This window comes from Lewinellaceae bacterium (assembly GCA_020636105.1).
Lineage (GTDB): Bacteria > Bacteroidota > Bacteroidia > Chitinophagales > Saprospiraceae > BCD1.
Genome location: JACJYL010000001.1, coordinates 4,300,001 through 4,314,763, shown reverse-complemented (window position 1 = coordinate 4,314,763; position 14,763 = coordinate 4,300,001). Strand labels below are relative to the sequence as shown.

Genomic DNA, 14,763 nt, shown 5'->3' with positions numbered 1-14,763 from the left:
CATTTTAAATTTATCATTTTCCAAGATTTATACAATGAAGAAAATACTACTTTTTATAATTTTTATCGCTTCTATCCTTCCCCTGGCACAGGCTCAAACCCTTGATGCATGGGTTGAAGCCGGGGATGAAGCCTATGATCGCCAGGATTTTTATTCTGCTTATAAATATTTCGGCATCGCTTTGGAATATGATGCCGAACAATACGACATCTGGTACAAATACGCAGAATCTGCCCGGCAATTCAATATATATACCAAGGCTGAAATGGCCTATACCAAAGTATTGGGTTGTGAAATAAGTATCGGGTATCCGCTAACGGCCTATTGGCTGGGGAAAGTCAAACAAAGACTTGGAAGTTATGACGAAGCCATTGCGATGTTCCAGAAATTCTTACAGGAACAACCCAGTTCTGAACAAAAATACCTGGACGATGCATTAAAAAGCATGGAAGACAGCAACTGGGCCAAAAGTATCGTGGGAAATCCAGCCAATATTGAAGTGCGCAATATGCAGGGCCTGATCAATTCAGAGTATTCCGACTTTGGGGTGGCCTTTAAAGGAGACACCATGTACTATTCTTCCTTAAAGTTTGTTAACTATAAAGATACGATCAACCCTCCCAGGTCATACGGCAAAATACTCCAATCCGTCAACAAAATGGAAGGTGTTCCTTTGCCTGAAAGTATAAATCTTAAAAATAAGATAGTGGCCAATACGGCCTTTACGGACGATCAAAACCGGGTGTATTATACCATTTGCGATTATTTTAACACCTCGGAAATCCATTGCGATATTTATACCAGTGCGATCAGTGCCTCGGGCAACTGGAGTCCGGCGGTGAAATTACCGATCAACGCTCCTGGTTTTACCACCACACAACCCAGTATAGGTTATGACCGCAACGGTGAAAACGAAACGCTGTATTTTGTGACAGACAGACCCGGAGGAAAAGGGAAACTGGATATCTGGAGCAGCAGAATCATGGAAGACGGCAACCTTGGGGCACCCCGGAATTTGCAGGATATCAACACAGAGGAAGATGAGGTGACTCCTTTTTTCCACACGGCCACCCAAACCTTGTATTTCAGTTCAAAAGGTTACCAAAGTCTCGGAGGGCTCGACATTTACCGGGCTCAAAAGACTGCCGGGGAATGGAGAGATCCCGATCATCTGGGCTCCCCTACAAATGGAGGGTTTGACGACCTTTATTACGTCATTAACGATGAAGAAGGCAATGCCTACCTGGCATCAAACAGACCGGATACTGCAGCTATTTTTTGGGACGAAAACAAAGAAGCCTGCTGTTACGACATTTATACTTTCAAACAAAAGCTGACCATAGATCTGCTCGCGCTTACCTTTAATGAACTGGATGGCTCTGAACTTACAGGCACCCGGGTAGAACTCTATGAAATAACCTCAACCGGAGAGGAAATCCTGATCGACTCCCTTACCAATACGGGGGGTAACGATTTTAATTTTTCCTTGCTTCCCGGATTGAAATACAAGGTAAAATCCACAAAAAAAGGATTTTCAACGGCAATGGAAACCATTGACCTGACTGACCCTGCATTGCAAAATGAAACAAAAATCGAAAAACGTCTGAACATGTCTCCGGGCATTGAGCTCAATGTACTGACTTTTGAAAATATTGACTCAACTGCCCTCAACGGGGTTAGAATTGAGCTTTATGAAGTCAATGCTGCGGGAGAAGAAGTGCTGGTGGACACCAAAACCAATGCCGATGGCAACGATTTTAATTTTGCTTTAAAAAGAGGCAAAAAATATGTCATCAAAGGTATTAAAGACGGGTTCCCTACTATCGTGGAACCCCTGGACTTAAGCGATCCTGAATTGGCTTCGGCTTCAAAAATTGACAAAAAACTCTTCCTCGGCCAGGTGCTCGAGATTCTGACTTTTGATGACCGAACCAAGGAAAAACTCAATGGTGTCACCATCGAATTGCTGGAAATCAGTCCAAATGGCAGCATGAAACGGGTCACCAAAAAGACCAATCCTAATGGCAATGACTTCCTGATGCCGCTGGATCTCAGTAAGAAATACCAGATCAATGTGGAGCGTCTTGGTTACGAGTCCATCACCCAGGCCATTGAATTTGACCCGGAGATTGTCAAAAAAGCTAAAGGTAAGATCACCATTGAACTATACCTGAAAAGAAACTCTCTGGAAGATTTCCTTCCGCTTACCCTGTACTTCGATAACGACTACCCGGACCCAAGGTCAGGAAGGACTAAAACAAACCGCGACTACCTTGAGACCAACGATGCTTATTATGCCAAAAAAGATGAATTTGTCACCAAATTCACCGAAGGACTTTCTCAGAACGAAAGATTCGTCATCGGCCGGCAATATCGTCAATTCTTTGACGTGGAAGTCAAGAATGCCCGTTACGACCTGGAAGATTTTACCCGGGAATTAACGGTATTATTGGAAAATGGCGGGTCATATACCATCAACCTAAAAGGATACGCCAGCCCGCTGGCCAGCGAGCAATACAACGACATCCTCAGCAAAAGAAGGATCGACTGTGTGCGAAACTATTTCGAAGGGTACGATAACGGGAAACTGATCGAATATCTGAATAATGGCCGCCTGATCATCCGTGAAAGTGCTTTTGGCGAAAGAACAGCCAACAAAAAGATAATCAGTGACAAGGCAAATGAAAAGAAAGAATCCGTTTACAGTGTCGTGGCTTCTATCGAAAGACGTGTGGAGATCGTTGAAGTTGAAAACAGGTAATGGAATCAGGTTTATTGATTGTTTTTGGTGCAAAATGCTGCCCCAGAAACAAAACTTAAAATTAGAACAAGGTGAAAAAATTCAAAAATAAAAACATGTCAAGGTATACTCTACAGCTATTATTGTTCGCTGTTTTCATCATACCAGCAACAAACCTGAAGGCCACCCACATTGTCGGGGGGAGAATAGGATACAACTGTCTTGGTGGAGATCAATACGAGATCGAAGTAAGCGTTTTCCGGGATTGTTATAACGGGGATCAGCAAGCCCCCTTTGACAACCCGGCCTATGTCGGTATTTACAATCAATTCAATGTTATGGTGCAAAGCATTCCCATTGCATTGATGGATGACGATACCCTCACGACCATCATTACAGATCCCTGCCTCGTGATCGTAGCGGGGGTTTGTGTGCATACGACAACCTATCGCAAGGTGGTAACATTGCCGTTTATCCCGGGAGGATACACTCTTTCTTACCAAAGGTGTTGCAGGAATATTACCATTGAAAACATCATTAACCCGGTGGAGACCGGCGCTACCTTCGATATTCAGTTAACGGAAGCGGCTATGCTCAAATGCAACAGCAGCCCCACTTTTAATAATTATCCTGCCATCTATATCTGTGCTGATAAACCGCTGGAATTTGACCATTCGGCAACTGATGCCGACGGCGATATCCTTGTTTATAAATTATGTGCACCTAAGGCAGGTGGATCGCTTTCCAATCCGCAACCTATCCCACCGGAAACGCCTCCTCCTTACGATGAAGTACTTTGGGGCCCGGGTTTTTCTGTCGACAATATGCTCGGCCTGGGGGACTCGCTGAAAATTGACTCCCAGACCGGATTGCTGACGGCTACTCCGGGTATCACTGGCCAGTTTGTCGTCGGGGTTTGCGTGGAAGAATACGATGCTGTCACCGGTGAGCTGCTCTCCGTCACCCGAAGGGATTTCCAGTACAATGTTGTTATTTGCGGGGATAAGGCAGCAGCACTCGCTGCTCCCGAAGCGCAGTGTGATAATCTGACCGTAACCATTGAAAACCAGAGTACCTTTTCAACGGCTTATGAATGGTGCTTCGACTGGCCGAATTGTACCATGACCTCTGACACGACGGATTTGGTTTTCGACTGGGTATATCCTGATACAGGAACCTATATTATTCAACTTATCGCAGAACCCAATAGTATTTGCGCGGATACTTTCTACCACGAAATTTACCTGCAGTACAATTCTTTGGATGCCGAATACCAAATCGATGTATTTGAATGTGACAATATTGCCAGCCTGGAGTTACAAGACCTCTCCACGGATACCATATCACCTCCCGTAGCATGGTTCTGGGAAGTCACCTATGGCAATCCTGTACAGATCGTAACTTCCACGGAGCAAAACCCTTCCTTCCTGGTGCCATTGGGCGTGACAGGGGTGATCAATTTTACGGTTACTTCCCAGAATGGTTGCGTGCAATCGCTCACCCAAAATTTCCAAACGGATACCACGAACCCAGGGGATGCCATATTGGGCAATTTAGACGCCTGTATGGGAGATTCCCCCTTCCTGAACCCCAATTCTCCTGCATACCCAGGCTACCAGTATATCTGGGCTCCCGCAGGATTACTCGATGATGCCACGTCTCCCAACCCCAGAGTGCTCAACGTAACCGCTGACCAGACATTCTCGGTAACCATCACGCCTACCAGCAATGCCTGTGAGATCATCCGGGAAGTACAACTTACGGCTGTGGATCTGCCAGTCCTCAACTTCAGCACTTTCCTGGAATGCGATGGCAGAACGATCACCTTTACCAACCTGAGTGCCAACGCGACAGCTTATTCCTGGAATTTCGGTGACCCCGGCTCCGGTGCCGATAATACCTCAAGCCAAATAAACCCAACTCACACTTATCCGGGTGTGGGTTCCTATACGGTTACCCTGAGCGTACCGGATTCTGAATTGTGCACGGATATGATCACGATGGAAGTCGTTATTCAGGAAACGGAACTTTCTGCCGATTTTGCCATAAAATATTTAAGTGAAACCTGTTCGGAAGACAGTGTGGTTGTTTCATTTTCGGATTTATCCGTCAACACAACGGCCAGTCCAATAGACACCTGGGAGTGGGAAATTTCCCCTCCGGGAGGAATTCTCATGACAGGCCCTCAACCGACTTATACTTTTTTTGGCAGCCAGACCGTAACCGTTACCCTTACAGTAACAACGGCTGACGGATGTTCAAGTTCAAGTACCCAACAAGACATAGCAATAACCCTGGTCGAAAATGCAGACCAGTTTCAGGATACTGTGATCGTTTGTAATGGTGGCAGCACCCAGATTTTACCGGGAGGTGATCCCAACTATCTCTATCAATGGTCTCCAACCACCGGTATTGATGATCCGACTTCGCCCTCCCCTGTTTTCTCTCCTGACGTCACCACTACCTATACGGTACTTGTCAGTCATATTGGAATAGATACCTGTGATGTGGTGGAGGAAGTGGTGGCATTTGTCACGCCTGCGCTCAATCTGCAGGTTAGCGGAGATGGCGTTCTTTGTACCGACCAGGCCATGCTTACGGCCACAACGGATGCCCCGGCCGACATTACCTGGCTGGATGATATGAACAATATTCTCGCTACCGGCAACAACTACGATTTCACCATTACCGGCGTTCACAACATCACCGTACAGGCGGAAGATCCATACAATTGTATTGAAACCACCGACATTGTCGTTCGGTTCGATCCGGTTGATGTGGCGATTCCCGACACCTCTGCCGTTTGTCTTGGAGACGAACTTGATGTATCGATTACCAATCTTGATCCCGGCAATATCCTGACTTATTCCTGGACTCCTGTCGATGCCTTTGTTCCCGGCACAGCGAACAGCGCAAGTCCTGATGTCATTGAAGAAATTGGGGAACAAACACTTTACGTGACCATCCAAAATCAATTCGGATGTATTTATTCTGATTCCGTCATCGTGGCCGTTATTGACCCAGACATCGTCCTCAGTTTCTCCAGTGAAGTGCAATGCGATGGTTCAACCGTCATATTTACCAACACAAGTACTGATGCCTTTGGCTACGTCTGGGATTTTGGCGACGGCAGTGGTCCGAATTACGAAGTGAGCCCAACACACAACTACGGGGCTTCCGGAACCTTTTTCGTTTCCCTTTCCCTGGTGTATGACGTTGATTGCGAAGTGCCTGCACTGGACACGATAACCACCCTGGATCCGACAGTCACAGCAGAATTTGATTACGATATTGTGGAGTGTAGTCCGGATAGTGCCGTGATTGCTTTTTACGACCTGTCATACAGTGATTTTGATATTGAGCACTGGCAATGGGAGTCTTTTGGCTCAACGGAGCAAAATCCGGTCGTAGTCTTTTATGATAATGGTGAGGTGACCGTCACCTTAACCATCACTACTTCCAACGGCTGCATGAGTTCAGTAACCCATTCCTTTGATATTCAGCTGGTCGAACTGTCCCTCGCTGACACCATTATCATGTGTAATGGCGATACCACTCAACTCAACCCGGGAGGCAATCCAAACCAGACCTACAGCTGGACCCCGGCGGGAACACTTGATGACCCGACTTCAGCCAACCCAATGGCCTTCCCCACCGAAACGACGATTTACACCGTTGACGTTTATGCAGAAGGTTCAGACACTTGTTTTTATACCGATCAAATTACCGTTTTTGTTCCCGGAGACATCAATATCGACCTGGGAGATGACATTATTACCTGTGGAGAAAACGTGACCCTGTCCGCACAAACTGACGTGGATGTTGATATTCATTGGTTCAGCGTCATTGACGGGCCTATCAGCGAGAACCCATCGGTAACGGTTAATCCTTTTGCAACGGATACTATTATTGCCATAGCCACCGACCAATACGGTTGTATGGATTCAGATACCATTGTTATAACAGATAATGGAGTAGATATTGCGAATATTGCCACTCAGATAACCGCCTGTTCAGGGATTGACACAACGATCACTATTACGAACCTCGATCCGGATGATGTACTGACTTATCAGTGGACGCCTTTGAGCAATATCGTTGGCCCGGCAGATGAAGAAACGGTAACGGTAAACGTTTTGGAAGGTTGTGTGACCTTTAGTTGCCTCATTACCAACCAAAACGATTGCGAGGAAACCGTAACGGTCACCGTATGCGTGGTCCCATTTGATTACCCGGTACAGGACACCACTTTTGTTTGCCCCGGTGTTCCGGAAGGACTGAACCCGGGTGGAGATGAAAGTTACAGTTATCACTGGACGCCTGCTGACCACCTCAGCGCCACCAATGTGGCCAATCCTTTGTTTGACAGCTCGGTGCCCGGCATCTATAATTATTCGGTAACCATTTTCGACAATAGCGGTGGCATCACCTGTGAAACAACGGAAGATGTAGTGGTGGTCGTTTTCCCATTGATCAACCTGGAAACGGCAGGAGACACTACCATGTGTCAAATTTCCACCATCCCGATCACTGCGGTAACTTCGGAGGCTACGACCATCAACTGGTACACCGGAGGTTCGGCGACACCTTTTAATACAGGTTCACCAATTTTGGTTACCCCATCCGAAGGCACCAATATTTACACAGCTGTCGCCACTGATCTGGTTACGGGTTGTACAGACACCAGTTCTGTTACCGTTCAGGTAAATGTACTGGAGCAGGGTATTCCCGATTCCATTGTTTACGTATGTTCAGGGGTGCCGACGCAGATCAACCCCGCCGGTTACATTGGGGTCATTTACGAATGGATTCCGAATGCGAACATCGTTGTCGATCCGCCATGGAACCCAACGGTAACCACTACCGATACGATCACTTACTTTGTAACCATTGAGGATCCGGTGGGCATGTGTTACCTGGAAACGACTGTGACGGTCATTCCGTACCCCCTTGTATTACCTGTAGCCTCTCCCGACACAGCGTTTGTCTGTGAACTGGACATGGCACAGTTAACCGTCACCAGTGAGATTCCGGCCGATTACGTCTGGTACAGCGATGCCACCTTACTGGATTCCATTGGAATGGGCGATGCCATCACGGTCGATCCTGATGTTTCTCAATATTACTATGTAACAGCCACCGACGAATTTGGCTGCGTGGAAATAGACTCAGCTTACGTGCTTCGATACCCGTCAATCAACCTGGTTGCTGATGGAGATACCACCCTTTGTGAGGTGGCAACCATCCCGATTTGGGCAACCACAGATGTGGCCAGCCTGATCGAATGGTACGAACAAGGCAGTAATACACCTTTCGCTATCGGTACGCCGGTTATGGCCACGCCGGTGGAAGGAACCAATATTTATACGGCGGTTGCCACCGACACCCTTACTGGATGTATGGATACCAGCCAGGTAACCGTACAGGTGAATCCGCTCGAAATAGGAATTCCTGATCCCGTGGTGTATGTATGTCCTAATATTCCATCACAGATCAATCCGGGAGGCAATCAAAACCTTATTTATACCTGGTCGTGCAGTGAAGCCCTTGACCTCACGGAAGCCTGGAATCCTGTCGTTACGACCAATGACACCATCACTTGCATCGTAACGATCGAAGACCCGATAGGGATGTGTTACCTGGAAGCCAGCGTCATGATCATTGCCTACCCTGAGCTCAATCCGGTCATTACGCCTCCTGAGGTGGCGCTTTGTGAACTGGATAATGTGGAATTGACTGCAAGCAGTGATGTGGCTAATGCCAGTTTTGAATGGTTCAGTGATAGTGGTATGACAAATACCATCAGTACCGTGGCAACGGTAACGGTGAGCCCCGATGAAACACAATATTATTATGTGATGGTCACAGATGAGAACGGATGTTTTGAAAAAGATTCCGTTCTGGTCATTCGTAACCCGTCGCTCAATCTTGTGACCACAGGGGATACTACACTTTGTGAAATCGCTACGATTACGTTGACAGCAATGACTGACCTTGAGTCTACCTCGATAGAATGGTTTGAGGGGACGCCAATTCCGGTTGATCCATTTGCTTTCGGTTCCCCCATTGAGGTGGTTCCGGTGGAAGGAACCAACATTTACACTGCCATAGCATTGGATAGCATTACCGGATGTCGTGATACCAGCCAGGTCATTATACAAGTGAATCTGTTGGAGGTCGGCATACCTGATGCCGTCATTTACGTTTGTCCGAATGTCGATACTCCGATCAATCCAGAAGGTGATCCGAACCTGCTTTATACCTGGTCCTGCGATGGTGAACTGGATTTGACGGAACCGTGGAATCCGGTCGTCAATACCAATGGAACCATCACCTGCATGGTGACGATTCAGGATCCGGTAGGCATGTGTTACATTGAGGTTCCGGTAACCATCATTGCTTATCCTGAGATCAACCCGGTCATCTCCCAGGATACAACCGTATGTTCCTTTGAACCACTGACCCTCACGGTGTCGAGTGATGTTCCGGGCACAACCTATATATGGTTCAATGATATTGAAATGACGCAGATCATCGGCCAGGGAGAATCCGTTGTGGTCAACCCGTCTGGTACGGAAATGTATTACGTCATGGCCACCGATGAATTTGGTTGTTCCGAAAAAGATGAGGTGACCATTAATGCTTATCCAATTCAAGCGACCTTATTACCACAGGAATTGATCATTTGTGAAACCCTGGAATCAGAAACGCTCACCGTGGTCAATAACGGACCCGAAGCATTTGTGAACTACGTTTGGTCTCCTTCCGGAAACATTAACGGTACGGGGCCGGAAGTTACCGGTTTATTGACCGGAACCTTGAACCAATTCTGCGTAGAGATCACCAATGAATACGGCTGTGTGGAAACGGAATGTACGACCATTACCATGATCAACCTGCTTGATTCGCTCAGCATTGTGGCCGTTCCGGACACTATACTCCTGGATGATTCATCCGTTATTACCGTAACAGGATGTGCCTTCTGTGAATACACCTGGGATTGGCAATCAGGAACCATCAATCCTGATGATGCAGCCATCATTACCGCCACCCCGGACGAGCCGGGAGATAACCTTTACAATGTATATGCCAGTTTGCTGGGTTGTGAGGAAAACCTTTCCACTTCGGTTTACGTGATCGACAAGATTTGTGATGACAGTTATGTATTCCTGCCAACGGCATTCACTCCTAATAATGACGGGGTAAATGACGTGCTGGAACTGAGATGTTTTTACAAAGATGAACTCCAGGTTGAAATCATGATCTACAACCGCTGGGGAGAAGAAATACTCCGAAGCACCGATCCTTTCTTTACGTGGGATGGTACCTGGAAAGGGGAAGAACTTCCTCCTGACGTTTACGGATTCTATCTGAAAGTAAATTGTCCTGGAGGAGAAGAACTCATTCAAAAAGGAAGCATCACGCTTTTGAAATAATTTTCGATTAAGATCAAATATAACCATCCCGGATTTTGCCTGTTGGCAGAATCCGGGATTTTTTTTTCTTTCCCACAGTAGAATAACCGACTCAGTAGCGAGTAAGCAGGTGATCAAAATTATCCTCCTTTCTATTTAATGAAACAATTTTTATCTTTGCTCCCTGTTATTATAAAACACCTTCCCGGAACCCTCCCGACATAACGGTACGGGAACCTGTGCCGCACATGAAATGTCGGTATTTCGCTGCGCTCAACTGGAACCCTTGAAACAATTTGAATACACTGAACAAAAAAAAATCATGAAAAAAGTCGCTCTCGTTCTCATCTCTACCTTCCTGATCACGTCCATTTTTGCACAAATCCACTCTGTCAGGGAAGAAATATCACTGCAATTTAGTCCTGCCGGCAACCATTTCGAAACCGGCATTTTGACCATTCCGCTGGAGCAGGACGGTCCTTTTTTATCTTATTATGTAAAATCAGTTCAGCAATTGTCCGGGCTTGGCATTCGGTTTTCTGTGAATGGGTCTGAATGGGGAGCATGGCTACCGTTAAATCCGGAATCCCACATGAAATTTGAAGACGACAGCTGGATCAGCGAACTGGGCTTTGAAGAAACCGGTGCACGATGGTTCCAGGTGGCCGCTCCCGTGAATTACCCTGCCGTGGACTGTCATTTTTTTAACCCGGGACACACCGGTGAAGTGCCCCGTACTGATCCTCCTCAACTGGATATCACGGATCGTTCCTGTCCATGTCCCATGCCCACCGCCCAAACCCGGGAACAATGGTGTCCCAGCGGCACGTGTTATCCACACCCCGACCCTTCTTATACCAATGTAACCCATCTGATCGTACATCATTCCGCAGGGACGAATTCGGCTTCCGACTGGGCAGCAGTGGTGCGTTCCATCTGGGATTTTCATGTAAACGGCAACGGCTGGTCCGACATTGGTTACAACTGGCTCATCGATCCTAACGGGGTAATTTATGAAGGTCGTGGCAACGATATCCTCGGCGCACACTTTTGCGGTACCAATGGAGGAACTGCAGGCACCTGTGTGATGGGGAATTTTACAGATATACAACCAACATCCGACGCTATAAACGCTTTGGTAGAACTCTACACCTGGAAAGCCTGCGACAAGGGATTCTCTCCAGTAGGAACGGCCTACCATGCTTCTTCCGGTCTAACTTTAAACAGGGTCTCCGGACACCGGGACGGGGTTTGTTCGACAGCCTGTCCTGGCGATAGCTTCTATCCGTTGCTACCGGAAATTCGTCAGCAAATGTTTGACCGCATCGTTGCCGGCTGCTCAGGCCTTGCAGGACCCACAAGCCTCGAAGGAACGCTCACCGGAGCCACCGAAGCCACCCTTACCTGGACAGACAATACGATCGGAGAACTGGGTTACCTGCTGGAAAGAAAAGGAGGCGATGTCCCCGATTTCGAACTATACGCCACTACTGATCCTGATGTTACCGAATTTATTGACAATACCGTTGAAACAAGTACGGTTTACACCTATCGCCTGCGTGCCTTTACTGAAACTGATACTTCCGCTTACAGCAATGAAGTAGTGGTTTCGGACAATGTCAGTACTTATGATCCATTCATCAATGGACAAACCATTACCTTTTTCCCTAACCCGGTACAGGAAACGTTATCCCTAGTTATCGACAATAATCTTTCGGGAAGGCTTAATATAGAAGTACTGGATATCCTGTCGAAAACAACACAACTTTCCTTTTCCGTGGAGAAAGAAACTGCGCGCCAGGAATTCAGGGTAGAAGTAAGCACTTTACCACGAGGTATTTACCTTTTAAAAATACAGCAGGAAGCACACAATGGTCTGTTCAGAATCTTAGTGGACTAATCATTATCAAAAGAAATTTACCATGATTTTAGATGAAGGATTTATAGAAGATTCCAATTTTAAACTTGTCGAAGCGAGCAAAGGAAAAAGGTTTGCCAATTACCTGATCGATGGAATCATCGCCCAGTTCATCGGGTCGGCATTGAGTCTGGTTATGGGAATGCAGGCTGACTCAGGGTTTAATTTGATCGCCAATTTGTCCGGCATTGGTTTTTATCTTCTTTATTATATCATGTTTGAACACCTTAATGACGGGCGTACCATAGGCAAAATGGTTACCCGCACCAAGGTAGTAACTGAAACAGGTGAAACCCCTGCCGTTGAAGCACTCATCGGACGTACGTTTGCACGAATCATTCCATTTGATGCGCTTTCATTCCTGGGGGAAAGGAATAACGGCTGGCACGACAGGTTGTCGCACACTTTGGTTGTTGATCTCGACAAATCAACCCTTCCTTTTAATGAAACCGTATAGGATGTTTTTGCCATTTGTCTGGCAGGAGTGATGCCCTTCGTTTTTTTATGAGAATAATTTACCCTGTACCGTCTCGGGCAGGAGCCTGAAAGATCTCCGGTGGTGTATGCAGGCACCGAATTGCAAAATAGCCTTTCGGTGCTCGACTGTCGGGTATCCTTTATTTTTTTTCCAGCCGTATTGAGGATAGGTTTCCGCAGCCGTTTTCATAAAATCATCCCGGTAGGTTTTGGCGAGGATAGAAGCGGCCGCAATGGAAAGGAATTTTCCGTCGCCTTTTACAATACAATCAAAAGGAATATTTTCGAAAGGTTTAAACCGGTTGCCGTCAATCAATAGGGCTTCCGGCCTTATACTCAAAGACTCCACGGCCCGATGCATAGCCAGGAAGGAGGCATTGAGGATATTTATTTTATCAATTTCTTTGGGCTCCACTATTCCAACGGCCCAACTGATGGCTTCCTTTTTAATAATCTCCCGGGCCTCTTCTCGTCGCTTTTCAGAAAGTTTCTTGGAATCCATGATCAAAGGATGCTCAAAATCCGGTGGCAGGATCACCGCCGCCGCAAATACCGGTCCGGCCAGGCACCCCCGCCCTGCCTCATCACAACCGGCTTCGATCACTCCTTCATTGAGATATGCTTTAAGCCCCATAAGAAAATTATGACTTGGAAATTACTTCAGTCAAACCCTCCCGACCTAACGGTACAGGATTCCGCTACCCTCAATTTGAACTCTTTGAACTTTTGGCCCCCCCCGACCTAACGGTACGGGATTTCGCTGCGCTCAACTGGAACACTTCTATTTTTTAAGCAACTCCACAAACCGATAAACATCCCCGAAGCTATTATATAAAGGTACCGGTGCCACACGAATCACCCCGCCGCCACTACCGGAAAGATTATCCTCCCGCCAGTCGCTTACCACACCATTTTCCGAAAGGTAGTCAAAAAGGGCTTTACCGTTCTCATGCATAAAAATAGAGGCCTGACAGCCACGAGCTTCCGGGTCTTCCGGCGTGAGCAGATGATAATCATACCCCTGTTTATTGAGATCCCTTATCAGGAATTGAAGATAACTGCTCAGTTGCTCCCCTTTTTGGCGCAAAGCCGGCATCCCCGCTTCCTCAAAAATATCCAGGCTCGCTTTGTGAGCCGCAAAACTAAATATCTGTGCATTGCTCAACTGCCAGCCTGCCGCTCCCTGCATTGGAATGAAACCTTTCCTCATCAAAAACCGCTGGGATTCATCATGTCCCCACCATCCTGCAAAACGCGGAAGGTCAGCATTTTTTCCATGACGTTCATGAATGAAAACCCCGCCAGGGCCTCCCGGACCGGAATTTAAATATTTATAACTACACCACACGGCAAAATCCACGCCCCAGTCATGTAGCTTCAGGATCACATTGCCCGCTGCATGAGCCATATCAAATCCGGCATAAGCCCCGGCTTTGTGTGCCGCCCGGGTGATGGCCTCAATATCAAAAAACTGTCCGGTAAAATAATTGACTCCCCCGAAAAGTACGAGAGCCGTTTTATCGCCCTCCTTTTCAATGGCCGCAACAATATCTTCTGTACGCACCGTATCTTCCCCATGCCGTGGCCCAACCTCAACAATAGCCTTATCAGGAACCAATCCGTGAAAACGCACCTGCGACTCAATGGCATACTGATCGGAAGGAAACTCCCCCGCCGCCATAATGATCTTAAACCGATCACTTGTCGGACGGTAAAAACTGACCATCATCAAATGCAGGTTGGTCGTCAGTGTATTCATCACCACCACCTCATCTTCCAGCGCCCCGACGATATGAGCCGATTGCTTTTGCAAAAACTTATGGTAATACATCCACGGCAGTTCCCCGCGAAAATGTCCTTCCACGCCTTCTTTTGCCCAATGCTCCAACTCGTACTCCAGGGCAGCTTTCACACTTTTAGGCTGCAGCCCGAGTGAATTCCCACACATATATATAACATCCTTCCCGCTGTGTTGCGGAATATGAAAACGATCCCGGAATGATTTTAATTCATCCCGGTCGTCCATTGCTTTGGCAAAAGAAAGTCCTGTTTCAAATGACATGGTTAAAAATTTTGTTGCTCGCTACTGGTTCACAGACCTTCCCACACCTTAATAATAAGAAAGAGTACTGCTTACCTGCCTATCATAATATTATACCATCATATTATTGCAGTATCAAAATTGTTTCATCACATCCACCAATGCCTGTGCT

Annotated in this window: 7 protein-coding genes (1 of these 7 running past the window's edge); 4 read left to right on the top strand and 3 right to left on the bottom strand. The window is 46.9% G+C overall.

Translation table 11 applies throughout. From position 1 onward, the window contains the following. Positions 1-34: 34 nt before the first annotated feature. From H6571_16205 to H6571_16190, 4 genes are all read left to right on the top strand, one after another. Complete coding sequence (locus H6571_16205) at positions 35-2,761, top strand: hypothetical protein (protein ID MCB9325282.1); 2,727 nt, start codon at positions 35-37, stop codon at positions 2,759-2,761. A gap of 95 nt (positions 2,762-2,856) precedes the next feature. Continuing rightward, positions 2,857-10,176: a gliding motility-associated C-terminal domain-containing protein gene (locus tag H6571_16200; protein ID MCB9325281.1), complete on the top strand. Its 7,320-nt coding sequence runs from the start codon at positions 2,857-2,859 to the stop codon at positions 10,174-10,176. Between the two features lie 301 nt (positions 10,177-10,477). After that, complete coding sequence (locus H6571_16195; GenBank protein ID MCB9325280.1) at positions 10,478-12,055, top strand: N-acetylmuramoyl-L-alanine amidase; 1,578 nt, start codon at positions 10,478-10,480, stop codon at positions 12,053-12,055. Positions 12,056-12,077: 22 nt separating this feature from the next. Continuing rightward, on the top strand, positions 12,078-12,530 hold the full coding sequence (locus H6571_16190; protein ID MCB9325279.1) for an RDD family protein: 453 nt from the start codon (positions 12,078-12,080) through the stop codon (positions 12,528-12,530). 45 nt (positions 12,531-12,575) lie between these two features. On the opposite strand, the gene H6571_16185 is transcribed toward H6571_16190, so the two are convergent. The 3 genes from H6571_16185 to serC all read right to left on the bottom strand — a co-directional run. Next, on the bottom strand, positions 12,576-13,184 hold the full coding sequence (locus H6571_16185) for a ribonuclease HII (GenBank protein MCB9325278.1): 609 nt from the start codon (positions 13,182-13,184) through the stop codon (positions 12,576-12,578). A gap of 147 nt (positions 13,185-13,331) precedes the next feature. Next, positions 13,332-14,612, bottom strand: coding sequence for a kynureninase (gene kynU, locus H6571_16180; protein ID MCB9325277.1), 1,281 nt, complete (start codon positions 14,610-14,612; stop codon positions 13,332-13,334). 114 nt (positions 14,613-14,726) lie between these two features. Continuing rightward, on the bottom strand, positions 14,727-14,763 hold the end of the coding sequence (serC, locus tag H6571_16175; GenBank protein ID MCB9325276.1) for a 3-phosphoserine/phosphohydroxythreonine transaminase. Its footprint extends 1,019 nt past the window's final position; the window shows 37 of its 1,056 coding nt (coding positions 1,020-1,056); its start codon lies off the right edge, out of view; it ends in the stop codon at positions 14,727-14,729.

What these genes read in the sequence shown, in the direction of transcription:
- kynU (MCB9325277.1), bottom strand. Translation starts at nt 14,612, where the DNA reads ATGTCATTTGAAACAGGACTTTCTTTTGCCAAAGCAATGGACGACCGG.
- H6571_16195 (MCB9325280.1), top strand. Translation starts at nt 10,478, where the DNA reads ATGAAAAAAGTCGCTCTCGTTCTCATCTCTACCTTCCTGATCACGTCC.
- H6571_16200 (MCB9325281.1), top strand. Translation starts at nt 2,857, where the DNA reads ATGTCAAGGTATACTCTACAGCTATTATTGTTCGCTGTTTTCATCATA.
- H6571_16185 (MCB9325278.1), bottom strand. Translation starts at nt 13,184, where the DNA reads ATGGGGCTTAAAGCATATCTCAATGAAGGAGTGATCGAAGCCGGTTGT.
- H6571_16205 (MCB9325282.1), top strand. Translation starts at nt 35, where the DNA reads ATGAAGAAAATACTACTTTTTATAATTTTTATCGCTTCTATCCTTCCC.
- H6571_16190 (MCB9325279.1), top strand. Translation starts at nt 12,078, where the DNA reads ATGATTTTAGATGAAGGATTTATAGAAGATTCCAATTTTAAACTTGTC.